We start from the raw sequence: 22,760 nt of genomic DNA, 5'->3' as shown, positions 1-22,760 counted from the left end.
AAGCCGCGGCAGACTCAGGAACGCCGGCGGAAAGCGTCCGCCACCCCAGACCGCGACGGCGTCTCCAGCTTGCCCAGCAGCCTCGCCACGTGGGCCTGCACTGTCCGGCGGGGCAGCGACAGCTCCGCCGCGATGTCCGGGTTCGAGCGGCCCTCCGCGACCAGGCTGGCGATGCGGACCTCGATCGGCGTCAGGGACTCCCAGCCGTGGCCCGGGCGGATCGGTGAGAACAGCGCCCCGCGGCGGACGCCCAGGCGGCGCAGGCGCGTCTCCGCGCGGCGCAGGTCCCAGCGGGCCGACAACGCCGTGTACAGCTCGGCCGCCTCCTCGTACGCCGCCTGGGCCGCGTCCAGCCGGCCCGCGCGAGCCAGCAGCACGGCCGCGTCCTCCAGCGCCGACGCCAGTTCCGGGCGGCGGCCGACCGAGCGGAAGTGCTCCGCCGTGTCGAGCACCGGGCTCGGGTCCTCCTCGATCAGGCCGCGGCACCACGACGCCGCGGCGAGCGCCCGCGCCGGCCGGCGTTCCTTCGCCGCCTCCTCGTCGCAGACGTCCAGCGCCCGCACCGCGCGGTCGCGGTCGTCCTGCTCCATCGCCAGCCGGACGAACGCCGGGAGCCACTGGTGGCGAAGCATCATCTGCGCGTACGTCGGGTTCAGGATCGGCTCGAGGATCTGCAGCGCCCGCACCCGGTCGCCGCGCTGCTCGGCCGCGAGGGCGTCGGCGACCAGCAGGAAGTCGAAGCTCTCGCGCTCGGCACCGGTCGCCGGGGCGTATTCCTCCGCCGCGTCCAGGTGGGCCGCCGCCTGCGCGCGGTCGTCGCGCCTTCCCGCGATCAGCGCCGCGACGCCGTGCAGGAGCAACGCCGCCGGGCCGGGTTCGCGCAGGCCGTAGAACGTGATCGCCGGGCCGTCCTCGGTGACCGTGTCCAGCTCGACCAGCGCCTCGTCCCAGCTCCCGTCCCAGTACCGGTGCACCGCGACGGAAACCTGCAGCCCGACCGGCATCGCGTGCCGCGCCGCGACGTCGCCCGCCGTTCGCAGCGCTTCGCCCGCCTCGGCGAGCCGGTCGAGGTTCTGCAGCGTGAAGACGCGGTTGTCGAGCAGGTCGAGGTGCAGGTCGGCCAGCTCGTGCTCGTCGCCGACGGCCTCGATCGCCGCGTCGATGTGCTCGAGCGCGCTGTCGTGCTCGCGGCGCACCGAGTCCACCAGCCAGAGCGACTGCAGCGCGTGCGCGGTGAGGTAGCGGTCGCCGCCGGCCTGCTCCTTCGTCTCGCGCGCCGCCTTCTCCGCTGTGTCCAAATCGGACAGATCGCCGCGGCGGAAGTTCGCCAGCAGCTGCCGGTGCCGGACGCGCCAGAGCTCTGGCACCGCCGGGTCGTCGGCCGACGCGCCGAGCGTCGCGACCGCGCCGTCGGTGTCACCGCGGCGGTGCCGCAGGGCCGCGAGCACGTGCCGCATCTCCTCGACGGCGTCGGGCTCGGTGGCGACCTCGAGTGCTTGCTGCGCCAGGGATTCCGGGTTGCGCTCCAGCCGGAACAGCACCTTGACCAGTGCGACGAGCAGGACCTCCCGGCGCGGGTCGTCGCTCGCGCCGTCGGCCAGTGCGCGTTCGAGCAGCTCGACGGCGATCAGCGGCGCCCGGTTCGAGACGGCCGCGTGGTGCCCGGCCAGCCAGTCGAGCACCCATTCGTCCACTGTGGCCGGTGCGGCCACCAGTTGCTCGGCGACCCGCTTGACCGGCGCGCCGATCCGGGCCAGCGCCTCGGCCGCCTGCCGGTGCAGCGCCGCGCGCGTCCCGGGCAGCAGCCGGTTGTACAACGCCTGCCGCAGCAAGGGGTGCCGGAACGCGAGCTGCGTGCCGGTGTCGATGAGCACGTTCGCCGCGACGGCTTCTTCCAGCGGCTCCAGCAGGTCCGACGGCCGGGAGCCGAGCACCGCGGCGATGTCCCCGACGGCGAACTCCATGCCCAGCAACGCGCCCCAGCGCAGCACCTCCTGCGTCCGCGCGGGCAGGAAGTCGAGCCGCCGGTCGACCGCGGCGACCAGCGACCGCGGCGCCTCGAACTCCTCGGGATCGTCGACGTCGGCCTCGCCGCCGGTCACCTCGACCGCGCCGGCGCGCAGCAGGACGTCGACCATCTCCTTGACGTACAACGGGTTTCCCGCGCCACGGGCGGCCAGCTCGCGCAGGCCGGGCCCGGGTACCGCGCCGATCTGGTCCTCGATGAGGCGGCCGACGTCGTCACCACTCAACGGCGTGAGGTCGAGCACCACGCCGTCGCGTGCCTGGACGCCGCGGCGCAGCTGGGCGAGCTCGGCGCGGTCCGGCGCCGGCCGGGTCGCGGCCACCAGCAGCAGGGGGAGCTGCCGCGTCGCCGCGCAGAGCCGGTGCCAGACCAGCACGGACGCCTCGTCGGCCCACTGCAGGTCGTCGACCACCAGCACCTGCGGCGTCTGCGCGCAGAGCTCGTCGACCAGGACCAGCAGCCGGTCGACGGCGCCGAGCACCGGGTCGGCCGGGCCCCAGCTGCGCCGCACCGGACCCTCGCCGGCGAGTTCCTTCGCCACCCGCGCGCGCCGCGGGTCGGGCGAGTGCGCGTCGATCTCCAGGCACTCCATCATGACCTGCAGCGGGAACCGGGTGCTCAGCTCGTCGGCGGCCGCCCACAGCAGCTGGAAACCCGGGCCGCCGGTCAGCGAGTCGGCGAGCAGCTCGGACTTGCCGATCCCGGCTTCGCCCTCGATCCAGACGGCGCGGCCGCGGCCGGCCCGGACGTCGGTGACGAGCTCCGCGAGCCGTGCGGTTTCTGTCTCCCGGCCGAAAAGCCGGTGCCGCGGCGCCGGAACGGGCGGGGGCGGCGCGACCACCGCGGGCGCGTCGAGGGCCGGGTCCTGGGCGAGGATCTGCTGCTGGAGCCGCTGCAGTGCCGGCCCGGGCTCGACGCCCAGTTCGCCGATCAGCGTGGTGCGGGCGTCGCGGAAGACGTCGAGGGCGTCACCGTGGCGGCCGCTGCGGTAGAGGGCGAGCATGAGCGACTCGCGCAGGGACTCCCGCAACGGGTTCTCCCCGGCCAGCACGGCCAGCTCGGGCGCCAGGTCGAGGTGGCCGCCGAGCGCGAGCAGGGCCTCGGCCCGCTGTTCCAGCGTGGCCAGCCGCAGCTCGGCGAGGTATTCGCGGTGCCGCTCGGCGAACCCGCCCGGGACACCGGAGAGCGCTTCGCCCTGCCAGAGCGCCAAGGCCGCGTCCAGCTCGGTGACGGCGGCCCGCGGGTCACCCTGCTCGAGGTGCCGCTGCGCGCGTTCGCGGTGACGCTCGAACACGGCCGCGTCGAGCGCGTCGTCGTCGAGCAGCAGGGAGTAGCCGGCCGTTTCCGACACCAGGACGCTCGACGCCGACCAGCGCGAGCGGTCCGGCTCCAGCGCCCGGCGCAGGCCGGAGACGTAGGTGTGGACGCTGCCTTCGACGCTCGCGGGCGCGGAATCGCCCCAGACGCCGGCGATCAGCTCGGCACGCGGGACGGGGCGGCCGGCGTTGACCGCGAGCACGGCGAAGATCGCGCGCTGACGAGCGGGGCCGAGGCCGATCTCGGCCGTCCCGCGCCAGGCCCGCAGCGGGCCGAGCACGCCCACTCGCAGACCGGTGTCCGCATCCCCTGGCATGTCGTTCCGTTCTCGGTACCGACTTCTCCGTCGACTTTACCGACGTGGCAACACCCGATCGGGTTGACCTACTCCGGGGAGCTTACTGACCTGGCAAGCCCGTGATCACGCCCCGGCGGCCGGAAAGCCGCGAGCGGTCGCCACCGGCGTATGCCCTGGTGGACGGCCCAGGCCAGGGCCCTGACCGCCCCGTGACGGAAGGGTCGACACGCGTGATTGGCGAGTCGACACGCGTGTCTGGAAGGTCGACACGGCGGAGGCGTCTCCAGAGCCCGTGTCGACCCTTCAATCACGCGTGTCGGCTCCGCAATCACGCGTGCCGGCTTGCTGATCACGCCTGGCGGGACATCGATGACGTCGTTGTCACTCGCCGGCGGCCCGCGACCGGACCGAGTTGGCCCGCCGGATCCCGAACGGCTGCATCCGGGCCTCCGCGCGCCGGACGTCCCAGACCGCGCCGATGCCCGTGTAGATCGTCAGTGCGGCGCGGAACGCCGTACGGGCGTCGTCCAGGCGCTCCGATTCGGCCAGCAGGATCGCCGCGTCCTCGGTCGCCTTGGCCTGCTTGAGCAGTCGGCCCGCCGCTCGGTAGTGCTCCGCCGCCGTCAGGACCGGTTCCGGGTCGCCCGTGACCAAGCCCCGGCAGTGCGCGGCCGCGGCCGCGTGCGCGGGCGGGACGTCGCCCTCGGGTTCGAGCAGCCGCAACGCCTGGTGCGCGTGCTGCTGGTCGCCGAGCGGCCCGGCGAGCCGGACGAGGTCGGGCAGCCACTGGTGCCGCGCGGCCGGCGGGTAGTTCTCCTCCAGCAGTGGCAAGAGCGCCGCCAGCGCCTCTTCGGGCCGGCCGTCCTGCTCGGCCAGCAGCGACCGCGCCGCGAGCAGGAAGTCGCCGCCGTCGGGTTCGAGACCCTTCGGGAACTGCTGCCGGCTGGCGGCTTCGAGGTGCGTCCGGGCCTGCCCCGGCTCACCGCGGTGCCCGGCGATCAGCGCGCCGACGCCGTGCACCAGCAGCGCCGAACCCGGGCTGCGCAACACGTAGGAAGCGGTTTCCGCGCCGTCGCGGATCACCGCGTCCAGCTCGGCCAGCGCCTCCGGCCAGCGGCCGAGCCAGTAGTAGTGCACCGCGCCGGCCAGGTGCATCTCGCCCGGCACCGCGCGGGTCGCGGCGAGCCGGCGGGCGGCGTCGAGCGGCTCGGCGGCTTCGTCGAGGCTGTCGAGGTTCGGCACGGACAGCGCCGCGTCGTCCAGCGGGTGCAGCCCGGCAGGCACCAGCACCGCGCCCGGGTCGTCGCCCAGCCGTTCCAGCGTGGTCAGCAGCGACTCGTGCCGCCCGCGCCACATCTCCGGGACGTCCACGTCGTCGAGGGTCCGCTTCACCTCGGCCGTCGCCTCGGCGAAGTCGCCGCGGCGGTAGTAGATGTAGGCCAGGATCCAGCGCATCTCGGCCGCGCGCCTGCTGTCGGACGTCCGTGCGACGACCGAGCGCGCTTCGGCCTCGGGTTCGCGCCCGAGCCAGAACAGCAGCCGGGCCAGCGTCGCGGTGAGCGTCTCCCGCGCTTCCTGCTGCAGCGCCCCCTGCGTGACGGCGTGACGCAGCAGATCCACCGCGACGCGCGGGGTTTCGGTCGCGACCGTGCCGATGTTCTCCAGCAGCCAGCCGACGACCCACGGGTCGACCTGGGCCGGCGCCGCGGCGAGCTGCTCGGCGACGCGGTCGGCGGGCGCGCCCGCCGTCGCGAAGGCCTCGGCCAGCTGCCGGTGCAACGCGACGCGCATCGCCGCGGGCGTCTTTTCGTAGAGCACGCGGCGCAGCAACGGGTGCCGGAACGCCACCCGGTCACCGGACTCGACGAGCACGCCGGAGGTGATCGCCTCGTCGACCGCGCCCACGAGCGACGTCGGCGGCCGCTCGGTGGCGACCGCGATGTCGGACAACGAGAACTCGCGGCCCAGCAGCGCGGCCCAGCGCAGGGTGTCGCGCGTGCCACTGGAGAGGAAGCTCAGGTACAGCGTGATCCGCGACCCCAGCGGGGACGGGATGTTCTGGCACGAGTTGCCGTCCAGGTGCGCGTGCACGCCGTCGAGCACGATCATCGACTGCGCCAGCAGCGTCTCGACGACTTCGCGGACGTAGCGCGGGTTCCCGGCCGCGTACGACACCAGCAGCTGCAGCCCGGGCCCCGGCGGCGCGCCCACCAGCTCGGTGGCGAGCTCGAGCGCGGCGCTCTCGGCCAGCGGCGGCAGCGCGAGCACGGTGGTGGTGTCGGCGTCCAGCTCGCCGCGCAGGTCGTCGAGCGCGGACAGCCGCGGCACCGGCCGGCACGCGCCGACGAGCAGCAGCGGCAGGTCCCGCGTCTCCCGGCTCAGGTACCGCCAGACGCGCAACGTCGAGTCGTCCGCCCACTGCAGGTCGTCGACCGCGAGCACCAGCGGCGCCTCCGCGCACAGCTCGCGGACGAGGCCGAGCAGGCCGTCGACCGGGTCTTCGCCGGGCTGCTCGGAGAGGCGGACGGCGAGGTCCGAGCGGCGCTCGTCGGTGGCCCGCGGGTGCACGCCCAGCGCGTCGAGCAACGGCCGCAGCGCGAACCGCTGATCCAGCGCGTCGGCGGCGGCGAACGCGGGTTTCACGTCGGCTTCCTGCGCCGTGGCGAGCACTTCGGCCAGCAGCGCGGTCCGGCCGCTGCCCGGTTCGCCTTCCAGCCACAGCGACCGGCCGGTCCCGTCGAGCAGGCCGGCGACGGCCTCGCGCAGCAGCGCCAGCTCGGCGTCCCGGCCGACGAAGACGTCCGTGCGGTCCGGAAGTGACGCGACCGGGAACCGTGTCACGCGGGCGGGCGGCGCCGGCCTCGGGGCCGGCGGCTCGGCGGGCTTGTCCAGCAGTTCTTCGTACAGCCGCCGCAGCGCCGGGCCCGGCTCGGTGCCCGACGACTCGACCAGCCTGTCGCGGACGTCGACGTACACCGCGATCGCCTCGGTCCGCCGGTCGGACCGGGCCAGCGCGCGCATGAGCAGGCCGCGCAGCGTCTCGCGGAAGGGGTGCTCGCGGGTCAGCGCGGTCAGCTCGGCGACGAGCTCGTGGTGCCCGCCGGACTCCAGCACGATCTCGGCGCGGCGTTCGATCGTCGCCAGCCGCACCTCGCCGAGCCGGGCGCGCTGGGCGGCCGCGAACGGCCCGGGCAGCCCGGACAGCGGGACGCCGTGCCAGAGGCCCAGGGCCTCGTCGAGGGTTTCGCGCGCGCCGCGCAGGTCGCCGGCGGACTGCCGGCGCTGGGCCTGCTCGCGCAGGGCCTCGAAGTGGTGGACGTCGATCGCCTCGGCGTCCAGGCAGAGGGAGTAGCCGGACCCGATCGACGCGAGCAGCTGCGGGCCCTCACCCTTGGCACCCTTGGCGCGGCCGGGCTCGAGCGAGCGCCGCAGCCCGGAGACGTAGGTGTAGATCGAACCCTGCGCGCTCTGCGGGGGCGCCTCGCCCCAGACGGCGTCGATCAGCTCCTCGCGCGAGACCGTGCGGTTGGGGTTCATCGCCAGTGCGGCGAGGACCGTGCGCCGGTGCGCGGAGCCGAGGTCGAGCTCGGTGTCGCCTCGCCAAGCTTGTACGGGACCCAGCAATCGGAGTCTCGGTGCGGCGCTGTCCGCAGCCGACATCGGTCTCCCTTCGTGCGCTGACGTATCGTCACGCGCCGGATGCCTGAGGTGAGCATACGCGGCGGTCGTGAACCCGCAGGCAAGGATGGCGGACATTCGGGCAACGGCTACCGGGCGGGGTTTCGTTCGGCTGCCCGGTAGGCCACCCTCGGGTGCCGGACACGTGAGGAGCCGCGAATGAGTTCAGCCGCGCCGACGGACGACATGAAGTGCGCCGCTGTGCGTTTCGCGTCCGCCATCGAGGCCGCGAACTCCCAGCTCCGCGACGTCAACAGCGAGATGGCGACCCTGCAGGCGGCGTGGCGCGGCGAGGCCGCGGTGCGCTTCGGCCAGGCGATGAACGACTGGGAGCAGGAGTTCGACGTGATCCTCACCCGGCTCGCGTGGCTGCTGGAGGCCACCGGCGGCCGGGTCCCCCGGCAGCGGTCCGGCGGGCCGGGCGGGACATGACCGTGTCCCGCCAGCGGTTCGACTTCACCCTCGCCGACCTGGTGCTCGACCGGATGGGGTCGATCACCGGCGGCCTCGGCGACCTGCTGGCCGAGCTGGAGTCCACTGTGGAGCCGGGGCTGGCCGGCTGGACCGACGAGGCGCGGGAGCGGTACCTGCGGGCCAAGAGCGACTGGGCCCGGGCGGCCGAGCGGATGCCGGACTGCGTCGACCGCGCGCGGGAGGCGTTCGGCGAGCTGGCCCGCGGCTATGACGAGGCCGGTTCCTGAGCCGTCTTCACGGGCCTTCGGGCCGGCGTGAAGACGGAATAGGGAGGGCGTGAAGACCCACAGGTCATGCTCGGGGCATGAAGCCCGTCGAAGTGACCGTCCTCGCCTCGGACCCGATCACGCACGCCGGCGCGGTGAGCCTGCTGGAGTCCCATCCGGACGTCCGGATCACCGACCTGGTGCCCGACGTGCTGCTGGTGATGGAGGAGCACGTCACCGAGGCGGTGCTGGGCGAGATCCGGGCGGCCAAGGCCTCGCACGTCGTGCTGGTCGTGGAGCACTTCCGCGAGAGCGACCTGATGTCGGTGCTGGAGAGCGGCGTCGTGGCGATCCTGCCGCGCCGCGACACGGGCGGGTCCGAGCTGGTCACGGCGGTGATGGCGGCAGGCGACGGCACGGCGAACCTGCCGCCGCGGCTGCAGGGGGCGCTGCTTTCGCAGGTCCAGCGCATGCGCCGGGACGTCCTCGAGCCGAACGGGCTCACCCTCTCCGGGCTGGCCGCCCGCGAGTGCGACGTGCTGCGCTTGGTCGCCGAGGGCTTCGGCACCGAAGAAATCGCCGCGAAGCTGTGTTATTCCGAGCGGACCGTGAAGAACGTCCTCTACGGCCTGATGACCCGCTGCGGGCTCAACAACCGCGCCCACGCCGTCGCCTACGCGCTGCGGGCGGGCGCAATCTGAGCGAGTTTCGCCTAGGGTCGCGATCATGGTGTTGACCGCAGCAGAGATCGCGGCCTCGGTGCGGGCCGGGACGCTCGATCCGGTGCAGGTGACCAAGGAAGCCCTCGACCGGATCGCCGCCACCGACGGCGTGGTCGGCGCGTTCCGCCGGGTGCGCGTCGAGGAGGCGCTGGCGGAGGCCGCCGAGGTCGCCGCGCGGCCCGATCTGGCGTCGCTGCCGCTGGCGGGGGTGCCCGTCGCGGTCAAGGACGTCACGGCGATCACCGGCGAGTTCGCTTCGCACGGGTCGGTGGCGGGCCCGTCCACAGCGGCTCTCGAAGACGGCGTGATCGCGGCTCGGCTGCGCGCGGCCGGCGCGGTGCTCGTCGGGCTGACGCGCGTGCCGGAGCTGTGCGTCTGGCCGATGAGCGACACCCCGGAAGGCATCGCCCGCAACCCCTGGGAACCGACGTACGCCGCGGGCGGCTCCTCCGGCGGCAGCGCGGCGGCGGTGGCGTCCGGCCTGGTCCCGCTGGCCCACGGCACCGACGGCCTGGGCTCGATCCGCCTCCCGGCGGCGATGTGCGGACTGGTCGGCCTGAAGCCGGGCGCGGACCGGCTGGCCGAGGGCGGCTGGTTCGGCATGTCGGTGCACGGCCCCCTGGCCACGACGGTCGCCGACGCGGCGGTCCTGCTGTCAGTACTGGCCGCGGACCCTGCACTGGCGACAGTCACCCCGCCCGGCGCGCTGCGCATCGGGACGTCGACGACGGTGCCGGTCCTCCACTCGCCGGTACCCCGCGAGCTGGTCGCGGCAGTCACCCAGGCGGCGGACCTGCTTGCGGCGGCCGGGCACACGGTGGCGCCGGGCGCGCCGAAGTACCCCGTGACGGCGCTGTTGGGCATCTCGGCCCGCTGGTGCGCCGGCCCGGCCGAGCAGGCCCAGGACTTCGACTTCTCCCGCCTGCAACGCCGGACCCGCACGCACGTCCGCCTGGGCCGGCTGTTCCAGAAGGCGGGCTTCATCCGCGAACGCACGAAGCAGCGCTGGGTAGCGCGGGCGGAGGAGTTCTTCACGGACCACGACGTCCTGATGACGCCGACGCTGTCGCACTGGCCGGCAAAGGCGGCCCGCTGGCACGAGCGCAGGTGGGCGTCGAACGTGGTGCCGTCGCTGCGCTTGGCGGGCTTCACGGGCTTGTGGAACTTGGCGGGCTACCCGGCGATCTCGGTCCCGGTGGGCAGGGCGTCGACGTCGGGCCTGCCGACGTCGGTCCAGCTGGTGGCGAGGCCGGGAGGGGAGTCGCTGCTGCTGGGCTTGGCAGCCCAACTGGAGGCGGCGAACCCCTGGCCCCGAACCACCCGCGGCTGACTTCCGACTTGAGCTGATCCCCTCGGGCTTGTCCAAAGCCAGGACGGGGGGCTTGTCCACAACCACGACGGCTTGTGGACAAACCCGGCCGTCGGCGTGCGGAGGAGCCGGAACTGTCGGTGCCCACGGCTAGCGTGGAATCGGGGGCTGCTCAGGCAGGAAGGCGCCGCAGACCCAGGGGCTGTCGCTGGAGCGCAAGGCTGCAATACCGGCCAAGCCCGCGCAGCCGAAAAGCCGCGCCACCGACCTCGGCAGCGCGGCCTTGACGGCTTCAAGACTTCAGGAGCTGGGCTTGCCCGCCGCGGGCGTCAGCGGCTTGGCGCCATTGCTGTTCCCGTTCCCGTTCACCGGCTTGGTCGCCGGGCCGTGCTGCTTCGCCGGGGCGTTGTTGCCCGGCTTCGCCGCCGCCGGAGGCTGCTTCGCCGCCGCCGGGGCCTGCTTGGCCGCCGCCGGGGGCTGCTTCACCGGGGGTGCCTGCTTCACCGGAACCGGCACCGGCACCGGCGCCTTCGTCGCGCCCGAAGGCTTGGCCGGCGTCGGCTGGACCACCGGGACCACCGGTGCGGCCGGGGTCGTGGGGGACTCGGCCGGGGAGTCGCCGCCCACCAGGCGGGAGGCCTGGGGGATCACGGCCTCTTCCGGCAGGGTCGCCAGCTGCGTCTCGCTGCGGTTGAGGATGTCCTCCGCCGCCGCCAGGCTCTTGCGGGCCTGCTCGCGGATCTCCGCCAGCCGCTCGACCTTGCGGTTGGCCGCCGTCGTGCGCTGGGCGGCCTGGGTCGTCGCCTCGTCGAGGCGGCGCTTGGCCTCGCCCGTGGCCTCGTCGAGCCGGCGCTTTGCCTCCGCCGTCGCTTCCGCGAGCCGGCGCTCGGCCTGGTTCTTGCTCGCCGTGCGCTGGTCGGCGACGTGCTTCTCCAGCGCCGCCTTCTGGGCCGTCTGGGACGCCTCGAACTCGCGCTCGAGCTTGCGGCGCTTGCGCTCCGCCTCGTTGTCGAGCAGTTCCCGCCGCTGGGCCGCCTCGACGGTGAGCCGCTGCACCTCCGCGCGCGTCTCGGAAAGCGCGTTCTCGTGCTCCGAATGGAGCAGATCGGCCTGCTTGTCCAGTTCCGTGACGAGCCGCGTGTAGCGCTCACGCAGCTTCGTCGACGCCTCGGTCGAGCCCGCCCACGTCTTCTCCGCGGCGGCCTCGGCGCGCTTGACGATCTCGTCCGCGCGGGCCTGCGCGAGCGTGACCGTCCGCTGCATCCGCTCGTCGAGGTCCTCGAGCCGCTCCGGCGGTTTCTTCAGCTCCTCGACGCGCGCTTCGAGCTGCCCGACCTGCTGCCGGACGGACTCCAGCTCGCGCGCGACCGCGGCGGTCTGCGCCACCGCGGCGTCACGGTCGCTGACGACCCGGCGCAGCTGCGCCTCGACGTGGTCGAGGTACTGGCGCACCTCGTTCCGGTCGAAGCCGTGCCAGGCCTGGGTGTACTCACGACGGAGGGGGAGCAGGCCGTTGAGGGCGCTTGCGGCATTCTCGCGCTCAGGAACCATGGGCCCGACCGTACCCGGGCACGCTGCGCTTCCGCCGTCCGGCTTAACAAATCACCAACACGTGTCGTGGCCTTGGCGGCGCGTCGCCGGAACGGGCCGTACCCGGGAAACGCAGAGTCACCAGTGGAAGATCACCAGTGAAACCCGCGGGACAGCCGGGCCAGCGCGGTCGCCGCGCGGGAGAGGTGTTTCTCGCCACGTCCGATCTTGAGCCCGCCCGAACCGCCCGCCGCGGTCGAATCCGGGAAGATCCGGAAACCCTGGTACGCGACGGCGTCGGTGAGGCCCGGCGTGAGCGTGTAGGCCAGCCCGATCGCCTGCCCGGCCGGCGTCCCGATGTGCTTCGGCCGCTCGAGGAGCGCCTTCATCACCATGTCCGCGGCCTGCTCCGGCGACTTCGTCGGGAACGCGTCGTAGATCTTCGTCGGCCGGATCATCGGCGTCCGCACGAGCGGCATGTGGATCGTGGTGAACGTGATCCCGTCGCCGTGCGTCTCGGTCGCCGCGATGCGCGAGAAGTAGTCGAGCGCCGCCTTCGACGCCGCGTACGCCGAGAAGCGCGGCGCGATGCCCTGCACGCCGATCGACGACACGTTGACGATGTGCCCGAACTTCCGCTCGGACATGTGCGGCAGCACCGCGAGGATCAGCCGGACGGCGCCGAAGTAGTTGATGGCCATCGCGCGCTCGTAGTCGTGCATCCGGTCGTACGACAGCCTGATCGACCGGCGGATCGACCGGCCGGCGTTGTTGACCAGCATGTCGATCCGGCCGTGCTCGGCGAGCATCGCGTCGACGGCCTTGTGCACCGAGTCCTCGTCGGTCAGGTCGGCCGGGTACACCGACGCCGTGCCGCCGGCCGCGATGATCTCGTCGCGCACCTCTTCCAGCTCGTGCTGGCGCCGCGCCACGAGCAGCGGGATCCCGCCCGCCGCGGCGACCTTCAGCGCCGTCGCGCGGCCGATGCCCGACGACGCGCCGGTGATGATCACGCGCCGGCCGTCCAGCTCGCCGCGCGGGCCGTGCTTGCGCGCGCGGAACGGGTCGAGGTGCTCGCGCCAGTAGCGCCACAGCGTCGCCGCGTAGTCCTCCAGCGGCGGCACCTCGACGCGGCCGGCGAGGGCCTTGCGCGTCGCGGTCGAGGAGAACACCGACGGGAACGCCATCGTCTCCAGCAGCACCGGCGGGATGCCGAGGCGCTCGAGCACGGCGTCGCGCGCGATGGTGAAGCCGGGGATGTGCTCGGACAGCTTGACCAGCCCGACGATGCCCCGCGAGAGGCGCTCGTTGAGCTGCACCGTGATCGTCGGGGCGCCCGCGGCCTTCGCGAAGGCGTTGTACACCGAGACGACCGGCTGCGGCTCGGGGTTGACCAGGTGGAAGGCCTGGCCGTCGAGGCCCGGGCGGATCACCAGCTCCAGCAGCGCCTTGGCGACGTAGTCGACCGGGACGACGTTCGTGTCGCCGAGGTCGGGCCCGAAGATCGGCAGGTCCGGCAGCCCGGCGAGGCGGCTGATCGCGGGGAAGAGGTAGTACGGGCCGTCGACCTTGTCCATCTCGCCGGTGACGGAGTCGCCGACGACGACGGCGGGCCGGTACACCCGCCACGGCACGCTGTCCTGCTCGCGGACGATCTTCTCGGCCTCGAACTTGGTCCGGTGGTACGGCGTGACCAGCCGCTGGCCGGCGTCGAACATCTCCTCGGTGAAGACGCCGTCGTGGTCACCCGCGACGGCCACCGACGAGACGTGGTTCAGGCAGCCGGCGCGCAGGTCCGCGGCGAGGTCGACGACGGCGCGCGTGCCGTCCACATTGGCCTTGACGCTGGCTTCGTCGTCGGCGGTGAGGTCGTAGAGCGCGGCCAGGTGCACGACGTGGTCGACGTGCCCGCGCAGCTCGTCGCGGTCCGTTTCGGACACTCCGAGCAGCGGTTCGCCGAGGTCGCCGGTGACCAGCGTGACGCGGTCGGAGTGCGGCCACTGATCGACGAGCGCGGCCAGCTTGGCCCGCGAGGAGGCGCGCACGACCAGCGCCACGCGGTCGTCGTCGGGGCGGGAGAGCAGCAGCCGGGTGAACTGGCGCCCGATCAGTCCGGTCGCCCCGGTCACCAAGAACGTCGCCATCGTCGTCGCCTCACCTCTCGCCGCACACGCTGCCTGCCCCTGGGCATTGTGCTGCATCCGGGCGTCAGTGACCACCGTGGCACCACGTGATGTTACCCACGAGTAACTTAGGTCGGGTCCGCGATGACGACGCGGTTCTCCTCGTAGCCGTCCGAACCGCCGACCCAGCGGCCGCCGCAGGTGACCAGGACGACCCGGTGCGGGCCGGACTGGCCGAACAGCTCGTCGGCGCGGGCGGCCAGGTCGTTCTTGTGCACGGTGACCAGCTGGGAGACGGTGTAGCGCCAGGTCTTGCCCGCGCCGTCCACAATGGACACCTGGCCGCCGATGCGGTCGGTCCACAGCTCCGCGAACGGCCCGGTCGCGCCGCGCCAGTTCACGTGGCCGGCGAACACGCTCGCCCCGCCCGCCGCGTCCAGCTCGGCGCCCCACCAGGTCGCCTGGCCGAGGTCGGCGGGGATCGGCAGCTCGGCGCCCGGCCCGAGTTCCTTGCGCACCAACGTCGCCGTGCCGCCGCCGGGCAGCCGGACGGTGCCCGGCTGCTGCGGCGCGGGCACCCGCGGGGTCTCCGCCGCCGGAGCCGCCGCGGTCGTCGTCGGCGGCGCAGGAGGCGGCGGTTGCACAGAAGAAGGCGGCGGCGACGGCGTCGAAGTCACCGGCGCCCCGCCCGGCGACCGCCCGGCCGCGGGAGCGGGCAGCGCCGTCCCCGCGACGACGGTCGTCGACGGCGGCGCGTCGATCACGCCGGTGGCGACCTGCACCGCCAGCACCGTCACCGCGCCCGCTGCGAAACCGGCCAGCAGCCGGGCTTTGCCTGCCATCCCGTTACCCGCGCGACGCCCGCCGAGCGGCGAAGCCGACCAGCGCGGAACCCAGCAGGGCGAGCAGGCCGAGCCCGGCCACGCCCAGCCCCGAGTAGCTCGTCTCGACCGTGCCGTGGGCCAGCGCGACCGGCTGGTCGCCCGCCGGGATGGCGTGCGGCACCTCGTTCGGTTTGTTCGACACGGTCAGCGCGAGGGTCTTGCCCGGCTCGATCTTCCCGCAGGCCGACGGCGGGTTCTGCGGGTCGTAGGCGTTCGTGTAACCCGGCGGTGGGCTGACCTCGACCACGCAGATGTCCTGCGGTGCCCGCAGGTTCTCGACGGTGACCCCGCCGGTCTTCCCGTCGGTGGTGACGACGGCGGGCTTGCCGTCGGCGCCGGTCAGCGGCTTGCCGTCCTGGCCCAGGGCGGCCGACGTCTTGTCCGTGCCGGTGATCCGCAGGACCGCGCCGCCGACGCCCTTGCCGCTGTTCGCGTCGACCTTGGTCACCTGCACCACGCCCGGCTTCGCGACGTTGACGACGCCCTGGGCGGTCAGTTCCTTCTCGCCGCCGGTCGAGACGACCCGCTGGACGCCGGTGTTGACCGGCGCGCGCACGTACGGCCGGTCGGCGGGGGCGGTGAGGGACGCGGCCAGCTCGGGCTTGTCCCCGGTCGGCGTCAGCTCGACCTTCACCGTGCCGTCCTCGCCGGTCTTGACCGTGACGTCCTTGGCCGCGGCCTGCGGGCTCGCGTTGCCCGCGGCCGTGGCGGCCTTCTGTTCGCCGAGCGTCGCGGCGGTCGCCGTCAGCTTCACCGGGACGTCGGCGACGCCCTTGCCCTTGGCGTTCTTGACCGTCACCGTCCACTCGCCGGCGGTGCCGGCGTGCTGGTCGTCCTTCGGTGTCGTGACCGACGCGGTCCACGGGCCGCGGTTGGTCTCGGCCTCGCTCTTCAGCCGCTCGACGGCGGACTGCGCGGCCGCGGGCAGCTTGCTCAGGTGGAAGTCCGCGTCGTAACCGATCTTGTCGGCGGTCAGCGACGGGTCGAGGTCGGCGGCCGAGCGCGGCGCCGCCGTCCAGGAGTGCAGCAGGTGCGCGAGCGCCGCGGCTTCCTCGGGCTTCTTCGTGTCGCCGTAGCGCAGCAGCAGGTAGGAGATGTTGGCCGCCTGGTCCGCGGGCAGCTTCGTGCCCCACTTCGTCAGCAGCTCGTCGCCGGGCTTGTACTCCTCGTCGGTGTTCGGGGCCTTGAGCTGGAAGCTCACGCAGAACACCTGCTGCCCGCCGACGATGTAGGAGCCCAGCCAGTTGCGGCTCGGCGTCGGTTTCATCGGCTGCCCGGGCTTGACCTCGTAGCCGATGCCCTCCTGGGACGCCGCCGACGCCGCCGGGGCCCCGACCGTCACCGAGAGGGCGCCGAGCAGGGCGGCCGCGACCAGGCCGGTGAGCGCGCGTCGACCCGCGCGCGGGCGTGCAGACCACCCCATGGTGTTTCGACTCCTTCGACGGTCCCGCGCCGACGTCGGGGTGTCGTCGCAGGTCACACGTTTGATCAAGTCCCAGGTGCGCTTTCGGTGAAGATCCGAACACGCCAAGTGAGGGTCGCTCGAACGGGTTGGGGATGTCTAGCGTCCATCGGGTGCCTGTCGGCGAACGGTCGTGACGTCGGTCGCATACGGTGTGCGCGAGGACCGCTGACCAGGTGTCGAGTAAAGTCGTCTTTACTCGACGGGAACCGCGCGTCCCCGACGGTCGTTGGACCCGATGCAGCGTTGATTCACGCAGCTTGATTGACAAAGCAGCAGATCCAGGAGGATCAGGTGCGTTCCAGTAGCAACCCGGCGTTCCGCAACCTGCCAAAGGGCGGAACGCAGACTCACGGCCAGTACGGCCCCCCGGTGGGCTTCAACCAGCCCCAGGGCGGCGTGCCCGGGTACGGCCCGGGACAGGTCTCCTCCGGCGAGGGCGACCGCCCGATGACGGTCGACGACGTCGTCGTCAAGACGGGCATGAGCCTCGGCACCACGCTGCTCGTCGGGATCGTCACGGCGATCTGGGCGCAGAACCAGCTGGCCGACACCGGCCGGCTGTCCGGCGCGCTCATCGGGGCGATGCTCGGCGGCCTGGTCGTCGGGCTCGTCATCTCGCTGGTGATCATTTTCAAACAGAAGGCGAGCGCGCCGCTCACGCTCGTCTACTCGGCCGCCGAAGGCCTGTTCCTCGGCGCGCTGAGCGGCGTGTTCGAGGTGATCTACCCGGGCATCGCGCTGCAGGCGATCGTCGGCACCATGGGTGTCTTCATCGGCATGCTGGTGGTCTACAAGACCGGCGCGGTCAAGGTGACGCCGAAGCTGACCAAGTGGATCGTCGGCGCCGTCGTCGGTGTCGCGATCCTGATGCTGTTCAACCTGATCAGTGCGCTGGCCTTCGGCTTCAACCCGCTGCGTGACGGCGGCCCGATCGCCATCATCTTCAGCATCGTCTGCATCGGCATCGCGGCCTTCAGCTTCCTGCTCGACTTCGACCAGGCGGACCGGATGATCCGCGAGGGCATGCCGTCGAAGTGGGCCTGGTACGTCGCCTTCGGCCTGATGACCACCCTGGTCTGGCTGTACCTGGAGATCCTGCGACTGCTGTCGTACCTCCGCGAGTAAGCTGGCTCACCGTCCTGCAGTGAAGGCGCTCCGTAATCGACGGGGCGCCTTTTCTGTCGGTAAATGTCTCATCCGTGGACCCCGCTGCGGACGCTGATCACCCTGCGTGTTTGATGTGCCGGTCAGTTCTCTTTCACATGTGTGAGGTTCACAGTGAGCGTTCCCCCTCCGGCCCCCGGGGGCCAGCAGCCGGTGGGTCAGCCCGATCCCTACGGGCCGCCTCCTGGCGGCCAGCAGCAGTACGGCCAGCCGCAGTACGGCACGCCGCCGCAGGGCCAGCCGCAGCCGCAGTACGGCACGCCGCCCCAGGGCCAGCCGGTCCAGGGTCAGCCCGGCCCGTACGGCCCGCCGCCCGGCCAGCCCGGTTACCCGCCCGCGCCGCCGGTTCCGCCGAAGAAGTCGAAGGCGCTCTGGATCCGCCTCGCCATCGTCGCGGTGATCGTGATCGTCGGCGGCACGCTGGCGATCATCAACTTCGCCACGTCGCCGGCCAGCTCGAACGCCGGTGACTGCCTGTCGGTCACCGAGTTCACCTCGGGTGGCGACGAGCCGAGCAAGGCCGACTGCAACGACCCGAGCGCGAACGTGAAGATCGCCAAGAAGCTGGACAGCTCCAGTGACTCCTGCCCGGGCGGCAGCGACGCGGCGTACGACACCTACACCGTCAGTGGCCGCAGCTCCTACAAGCTGTGCCTGATGATCAACGCCAAGCAGGGCGACTGCCTGACGAACTTCACCTCGAAGACGCAGGGCTACAAGAAGGTCCCGTGCTCCGACCCGTCGAAGGACGGCGAGCTCGTCAAGGTCGTCAGTGGCCAGGCCGACCAGAGCGTCTGCGAGGGGACCGACGCCACGCGCGTCGCGGTCTACCCGGAGCCGGCGACGACGATGTGCGTCAAGACGAACGAGTAACACCGCAAGACCGGAGAAGGCCCCTTCGCCTCGGCGAGGGGGCCTTCTCGGCGTTCAGGGGCTACTGGATTGCTCCATTCGTCCCACACTGTGCGACGGGCTGCGACGGACCCGGCCCGGTCCTAGCTTTGATCGTCCTGCTCCGCCGATCCGAGCCTGGAGTACTGGTGGCGACGACCGAATCCCCCGTCGGTGACAAGAAGTTCCTCGAGTTCCCCACCTCCTGCGCCGCGCCCGTGCCGCGGCCGGAGGAACCCGTCCGCGTCGTCCCGCTGGCCGTCGCCGGCGTCCTGGCGGTGGGCCTGACCTGGTACGTCTGGGCGAGCTACGGCGCCAAGTTCGGCGTCCTGCTGCTGCTCGGCCTGGGCCTCGGGCTCGCGCTGTTCCACTCGCGGTTCGGCTTCACGTCGGCGTGGCGGCAGCTGATCGCCGTCGGCAACGGCCAGGGCCTGCGGGCCCACACCGTCCTGCTCGGCACGGCCGCGACGCTCATCGCGCTGATCGCGGGCACCGGCAGTGGGCTGTTCGGCAGCAAGCCGGCGCCGACGGCCGGCCCGCTCGGGCTCGCCCTCTTCGTCGGCGCGACGCTCTTTGCGATCGGCATGCAGCTCGGCGGCGCCTGCGCGTCCGGCACGTTGTTCGCGGTCGGGTCGGGCCAGTCGGCCATCGTGCTGACGCTGGGCGGGTTCATCACCGGCTCGGTGCTCTACACCTGGGCGTACCCGGTGCTGAGCGGCTGGCCGGAGTTCAAGGGCGTGCTGCTGGCCGACCACGTCGGCTGGCTCGGCTCGTGGGCGATCACCATCGCCGTGCTCGCCGGGATCGTGGTGGTCACCCGCGCGGTGCAGAAGCGCCGCACGCCGCCGCCGGTGGACGCCGTGCCGACCGCGCGTGGTTTCGCGCGCGTCTTCCGCGGCTCGTGGCCGATGCTCGCCGGCGCGCTCGTGCTCGGCGTGCTGGCCGGCGCGGTGTTCCTGGTCTCGGGCGGGATCTGGGGCGTCACCAGCGCGTTCTCGTTGTGGGGCGCGAAGATCCTGCAGGTGTTCGGGCTGCACCCGGAGAGCTGGGCGTTCTGGCAGCAGAAGGCGAACGCGACGTCGCTGGCCAGCCCGATCTGGAAGGACAAGAACAGCCTCACCGACGTCGGGATCATGATCGGCGCGGCGGTGGCCGCCGCGGCCGCGGGCGCGGGCGCGTGGAAGATCCACAGCTCGATCCCGTGGCGCACGGCGGTCGCGGCGATCCTCGGCGGGATCATGATGGGCGTCGGCGCGCGGATGGCGGGCGGCTGCAACATCGGCGCGTACCTCGGCGGCATCTCCACCGGCAGCCTGCACGGCTGGCTGTGGGGCGTCTTCGCGCTCGGCGGCACCTGGATCGGGCTGAAGCTGCGGCCGCTGTTCGGGCTCGCGAACCCGGTTCCGACCGACAGCATCTGCTGAGACGTTTTTGTCGGTGGCCCCCGGTAGTCTCGCGGACGAAACCACTACCTGGGGGAATTGTTCCTGATGTCAACGCAAAGTACGGCCGCCGCGCCGCAGGGTGACGCGCTCGACGCGGGGGTGCTGAAGGTCGCGTCCGTGGTGGTGCTGGGCGCCATCATGGCGATCCTCGACACCACGGTCGTCAACGTGGCGCTGCAGAAACTCACGATCGAGTTCTCGACGTCGTTCGACGTCATCCAGTGGGTCGCCACCGGCTACCTGCTCGCGCTCGCCACGGTGATCCCGATCACGGGCTGGGCGTCGGACCGCTTCGGCACCAAGCGGCTCTACATGGTCGCGATCGTGCTGTTCCTGGCCGGCTCGATGCTCGCGGGCCTGGCGTGGAACATCGAGACGCTGATCGGATTCCGCGTCCTGCAAGGCTTCGGCGGCGGCATGCTGATGCCCTGCGGCATGACGATCCTGACCCGCGCGGCGGGCCCGCAGCGGATCGGGCGCGTGATGGCGGTGCTGGGCGTACCGATGCTGCTGGGCCCGATCGGCGGCCCGATCCTCGGCGGCTGGCTGGTCGACGCCGTGAGCTGGCGCTGGATCTTCTTCATCAACGTGCCGATCGGCGTCGTCACGCTGCTGCTGTCGTGGCGGCTGCTGCCGAAGGACGAGCCGGAGGCGGCGTCCCGCTTCGACTTCGCGGGCATGCTGATGGTGTCGCCGGGGCTCGCCGCGCTGATCTTCGGCGTCTCGAAGATCCCGTCCGCGGGCGGCGTCACGGCCGTCGAGGTCTGGCTGCCGGCGCTGGGCGGCCTGGCGCTGCTGGTGGCGTTCGTGCTGCGCGCGCTGCGCGTGGCCAATCCGCTGGTCGACCTGCGGCTGTTCAAGAACCGCGCGTTCACCTCGGCGATGGTGACGATGTCGCTGTTCTTCGTCGCGTTCCTCGGCGGGATGATGCTGCTGCCGACGTACTTCCTGCTGGTGCGCGGCGAGACGACGCTGCACGCCGGGCTGCTGCTGGCCCCGCAGGGCTTCGGCGCGATGATCACGATGCCGATCGCCGGCCGGCTCGCCGACAAGGTCGGGGTGCGCAAGATCGTGCTGCCGGGCATGGTGCTGCTGGTCGGCTCGATGGCGATGCTGACCCAGGTCACCGCGACCACGCCGTACTTGGTGCTGCTGTCGGCGCTGTTCGTGATGGGCCTGGGCATGGGCTGCACGATGATGCCGATCACGACGTCCGCGCTGCAGACGTTGCAGCCCAAGGACATGGCCCGCGCGTCCACGGCCACGAACATCGTCCAGCAGACCGCGGGCGCGATCGGCTCGGCGGTGATGGCGACGATCCTGGCGGCCCTGCTGGCGGGCAAGTTCGGCGTCCCGACGGCCCAGGGCCAGCTTGCGGCCACGGCGGCGATCATGAACCCGGCCACCCACGAAGCAGCCACCGGCCTGGCCGCGGACGCCTTCTCGACGACGTTCGTCTGGTCCCTGGTCCTGGTGGTCCTCTGCGTGATCCCGGCGCTCTTCCTCCCGAAGTCCCGCCCAACGGCCCCAGCGGTCCCGGAAGGCGAGGAACTGACCCCACCAGTAATGCTCCACTGACCGAGTCACGCGCCCAATCACGCGAGATACGCCGCTGATCACGTGAGCCGACCCTCCGGGTACGCGACCCGACGCTCTGGGCACGCGAGCCGACCCCCGGTGCGCGGGGGGTCGGCCGGGTCACGTCGGTGGGTTGTGATCGCAGGGTCGACACGCGTGATCGGAGAGCCGACACGCGTGACCGGGAGGTCGACACGGCCCCGTCGTCCGGGTTCGCCGTGTCGACCCTCTGATCACGCGAGTTGACCTCGCGATCACGCGTGTCGGCGTGCGGATCACACCTCCGGACGCGCCGAAGGCCACCACCGAGACTTCCGGTGGTGGCCTTCGGCCGTTCAACGACTCAGGAGAGGCGTTCGATGATCAGCGCCATGCCCTGGCCGCCGCCCACGCACATCGTCTCCAGGCCGAACTGCTTGTCGTGGTGCTGCAGGGAGTTGATCAGCGTTGACGTGATGCGCGCGCCCGTCATGCCGAACGGGTGGCCCACCGCGATCGCGCCGCCGTTGACGTTCAGGCGGTCCAGGTCGATGCCCAGGTCGCGGTACGACGGGATGACCTGCGCGGCGAACGCCTCGTTGATCTCCACCAGGTCGATGTCGCCGATCGACAGGCCCGCGCGGGACAGCGCCTGCTTGGACGCCTCGACCGGGCCGTAGCCCATGATCTCCGGCGACAGGCCCGTCACGCCCGTCGACACGATCCGCGCCAGCGGCGTCAGGCCCAGCTCGCGTGCCTTCGTGTCGGACATGACGACGAGTGCCGCCGCGCCGTCGTTCAGCGCGCAGCAGTTGCCCGCCGTGACGCGGCCGTCCGGGCGGAACACCGGCTTCAGCCCCGAGACGCCCTCCACCGTGACGCCCGCGCGGGGGCCGTCGTCCTTCGAGACGACCGTGCCGTCCGGGAGCGTCACCGGGGTGATGTCCTTGGCCCAGAAGCCGTCCGCGATGGCCTTCTCGGCCAGGTTCTGCGAGCGGACGCCGAACTCGTCCATGTCCTCGCGCGTGACGCCCTTCTGCCGCGCCAGGTTCTCCGCGGTCTGGCCCATCGCGATGTAGACGTCGGGGACGTCCCCGGCGGCGCGCGGGTCCGTCCAGCTGTCGGTGCCGGACTCCGCCGTCGACGCCGTCCGCTTCTCGGCGTCGGCGAACAGCGGGTTGTGCGTGTCCGGCCAGGAGTCCGAGCTGCCCCTCGAGAAGCGCGACACGGTCTCGACGCCGGCCGAGATGAAGACGTCGCCCTCGCCGGCCTTGATCGCGTGGAACGCCATCCGGGTCGTCTGCAGGCTGGACGAGCAGTAGCGCGTGATGGTGCAGCCGGGCAGGTGGTCGTACCCGAGCTCGACGGCGACCGCGCGGCCCATGTTGAACCCGGACTCGCCGCCCGGCAGGCCGCAGCCCAGCATCAGGTCGTCGATGTCGGTGGGGTCGAGCTGCGGCACCTTGGCCAGTGCCGCCTGGATCATCTGCACGGTCAGGTCGTCGGGTCGCATGCTGACCAGCGAGCCCTTGTTGGCGCGCCCGATCGGCGAGCGCGCGGTGGAGACGATGACGGCTTCAGGCATGACGTGACACATCCTCGTATCGCGAGCTAAGCGGTTGCTCACCATAGTGCCGTGAACCACGCCCGGGACAAAGCCGAACGCGACCA

General features: G+C 72.4%; 15 protein-coding genes. 8 read left to right on the top strand and 7 right to left on the bottom strand.

The genetic code is table 11. From position 1 onward, the window contains the following. Positions 1 to 14: 14 nt before the first annotated feature. Both OG439_RS31715 and OG439_RS31710 read right to left on the bottom strand, forming a co-directional pair. Positions 15 to 3,659, bottom strand: a complete 3,645-nt coding sequence (locus tag OG439_RS31715) for a BTAD domain-containing putative transcriptional regulator (RefSeq protein WP_326944391.1) — start codon at positions 3,657 to 3,659, stop codon at positions 15 to 17. Positions 3,660 to 4,022: 363 nt separating this feature from the next. Beyond that, complete coding sequence (locus tag OG439_RS31710) at positions 4,023 to 7,301, bottom strand: BTAD domain-containing putative transcriptional regulator (protein WP_326944390.1); 3,279 nt, start codon at positions 7,299 to 7,301, stop codon at positions 4,023 to 4,025. A 177-nt stretch (positions 7,302 to 7,478) separates the two neighbouring features. Here OG439_RS31710 and OG439_RS31705 point away from each other — a divergent pair, with 177 nt between their 5' ends. The 4 genes from OG439_RS31705 to OG439_RS31690 all read left to right on the top strand — a co-directional run bounded on the left by OG439_RS31705 (position 7,479) and on the right by OG439_RS31690 (position 10,051). Beyond that, on the top strand, positions 7,479 to 7,751 hold the full coding sequence (locus OG439_RS31705; RefSeq protein WP_247057756.1) for a WXG100 family type VII secretion target: 273 nt from the start codon (positions 7,479 to 7,481) through the stop codon (positions 7,749 to 7,751). Continuing rightward, positions 7,748 to 8,020: a WXG100 family type VII secretion target gene (locus OG439_RS31700; protein WP_247057754.1), complete on the top strand. Its 273-nt coding sequence runs from the start codon at positions 7,748 to 7,750 to the stop codon at positions 8,018 to 8,020. The genes OG439_RS31705 and OG439_RS31700 overlap by 4 nt, the downstream gene beginning before the upstream one ends. 77 nt (positions 8,021 to 8,097) lie before the next feature. After that, positions 8,098 to 8,700 (top strand): helix-turn-helix transcriptional regulator, encoded by a 603-nt coding sequence (locus OG439_RS31695; protein WP_247057751.1) that lies wholly within the window; start codon positions 8,098 to 8,100, stop codon positions 8,698 to 8,700. Between the two features lie 25 nt (positions 8,701 to 8,725). After that, the gene (locus OG439_RS31690; RefSeq protein ID WP_326944389.1) at positions 8,726 to 10,051 is read left to right on the top strand and encodes an amidase family protein; all 1,326 of its coding nucleotides are present in this window, start codon (positions 8,726 to 8,728) and stop codon (positions 10,049 to 10,051) included. A 279-nt stretch (positions 10,052 to 10,330) separates the two neighbouring features. Here the strand turns inward: OG439_RS31690 and OG439_RS31685 are convergent, their stop codons facing one another. The 4 genes from OG439_RS31685 to OG439_RS31670 form a co-directional block, all read right to left on the bottom strand. After that, entirely contained in the window at positions 10,331 to 11,581 is a 1,251-nt protein-coding gene (locus tag OG439_RS31685; RefSeq protein WP_326944388.1) for a cell division protein DivIVA, read from the bottom strand. A 131-nt stretch (positions 11,582 to 11,712) separates the two neighbouring features. Beyond that, positions 11,713 to 13,704, bottom strand: a complete 1,992-nt coding sequence (locus OG439_RS31680) for an SDR family oxidoreductase (protein WP_247057745.1) — start codon at positions 13,702 to 13,704, stop codon at positions 11,713 to 11,715. Positions 13,705 to 13,811: 107 nt separating this feature from the next. Next, positions 13,812 to 14,525 carry a class F sortase gene (locus OG439_RS31675; RefSeq protein ID WP_326944387.1) on the bottom strand — a complete coding sequence of 238 codons (714 nt, stop codon included), beginning with the start codon at positions 14,523 to 14,525 and terminating at the stop codon, positions 13,812 to 13,814. Between the two features lie 4 nt (positions 14,526 to 14,529). Then, complete coding sequence (locus tag OG439_RS31670; RefSeq protein ID WP_326944386.1) at positions 14,530 to 15,990, bottom strand: hypothetical protein; 1,461 nt, start codon at positions 15,988 to 15,990, stop codon at positions 14,530 to 14,532. 333 nt (positions 15,991 to 16,323) lie between these two features. Between OG439_RS31670 and OG439_RS31665 the strand changes: the two genes are divergently transcribed. The 4 genes from OG439_RS31665 to OG439_RS31650 all read left to right on the top strand — a co-directional run bounded on the left by OG439_RS31665 (position 16,324) and on the right by OG439_RS31650 (position 21,110). Beyond that, entirely contained in the window at positions 16,324 to 17,157 is an 834-nt protein-coding gene (locus tag OG439_RS31665; RefSeq protein WP_326944385.1) for a Bax inhibitor-1/YccA family protein, read from the top strand. Positions 17,158 to 17,310: 153 nt separating this feature from the next. Beyond that, a complete protein-coding gene (locus OG439_RS31660) occupies positions 17,311 to 18,069 on the top strand; it encodes an LppU/SCO3897 family protein (RefSeq protein WP_326944384.1) in 759 nt (252 codons plus the stop codon). A gap of 167 nt (positions 18,070 to 18,236) precedes the next feature. After that, positions 18,237 to 19,511, top strand: coding sequence for a YeeE/YedE family protein (locus OG439_RS31655; RefSeq protein WP_326944383.1), 1,275 nt, complete (start codon positions 18,237 to 18,239; stop codon positions 19,509 to 19,511). 66 nt (positions 19,512 to 19,577) lie between these two features. Further along, positions 19,578 to 21,110: a DHA2 family efflux MFS transporter permease subunit gene (locus tag OG439_RS31650; protein ID WP_326944382.1), complete on the top strand. Its 1,533-nt coding sequence runs from the start codon at positions 19,578 to 19,580 to the stop codon at positions 21,108 to 21,110. A gap of 343 nt (positions 21,111 to 21,453) precedes the next feature. On the opposite strand, the gene OG439_RS31645 is transcribed toward OG439_RS31650, so the two are convergent. After that, positions 21,454 to 22,674: an acetyl-CoA C-acetyltransferase gene (locus OG439_RS31645; protein WP_326944381.1), complete on the bottom strand. Its 1,221-nt coding sequence runs from the start codon at positions 22,672 to 22,674 to the stop codon at positions 21,454 to 21,456. Positions 22,675 to 22,760 lie beyond the last annotated feature (86 nt).

The sequence above is a fragment of the Amycolatopsis sp. NBC_01307 genome, from assembly GCF_035975215.1.
Classification (GTDB): Bacteria; Actinomycetota; Actinomycetes; order Mycobacteriales; family Pseudonocardiaceae; genus Amycolatopsis.
This window is presented reverse-complemented; position numbering and strand designations above follow the sequence as displayed.

Bases quoted from the DNA above. Each gene is read 5' to 3' on its own strand.
- OG439_RS31680 (WP_247057745.1), bottom strand. From the start codon at position 13,704: ATGGCGACGTTCTTGGTGACCGGGGCGACCGGACTGATCGGGCGCCAG.
- OG439_RS31690 (WP_326944389.1), top strand. From the start codon at position 8,726: ATGGTGTTGACCGCAGCAGAGATCGCGGCCTCGGTGCGGGCCGGGACG.
- OG439_RS31705 (WP_247057756.1), top strand. From the start codon at position 7,479: ATGAGTTCAGCCGCGCCGACGGACGACATGAAGTGCGCCGCTGTGCGT.
- OG439_RS31650 (WP_326944382.1), top strand. From the start codon at position 19,578: ATGTCAACGCAAAGTACGGCCGCCGCGCCGCAGGGTGACGCGCTCGAC.
- OG439_RS31715 (WP_326944391.1), bottom strand. From the start codon at position 3,659: ATGCCAGGGGATGCGGACACCGGTCTGCGAGTGGGCGTGCTCGGCCCG.
- OG439_RS31675 (WP_326944387.1), bottom strand. From the start codon at position 14,525: ATGGCAGGCAAAGCCCGGCTGCTGGCCGGTTTCGCAGCGGGCGCGGTG.
- OG439_RS31700 (WP_247057754.1), top strand. From the start codon at position 7,748: ATGACCGTGTCCCGCCAGCGGTTCGACTTCACCCTCGCCGACCTGGTG.
- OG439_RS31695 (WP_247057751.1), top strand. From the start codon at position 8,098: ATGAAGCCCGTCGAAGTGACCGTCCTCGCCTCGGACCCGATCACGCAC.
- OG439_RS31710 (WP_326944390.1), bottom strand. From the start codon at position 7,301: ATGTCGGCTGCGGACAGCGCCGCACCGAGACTCCGATTGCTGGGTCCC.
- OG439_RS31670 (WP_326944386.1), bottom strand. From the start codon at position 15,990: ATGGGGTGGTCTGCACGCCCGCGCGCGGGTCGACGCGCGCTCACCGGC.
- OG439_RS31685 (WP_326944388.1), bottom strand. From the start codon at position 11,581: ATGGTTCCTGAGCGCGAGAATGCCGCAAGCGCCCTCAACGGCCTGCTC.
- OG439_RS31645 (WP_326944381.1), bottom strand. From the start codon at position 22,674: ATGCCTGAAGCCGTCATCGTCTCCACCGCGCGCTCGCCGATCGGGCGC.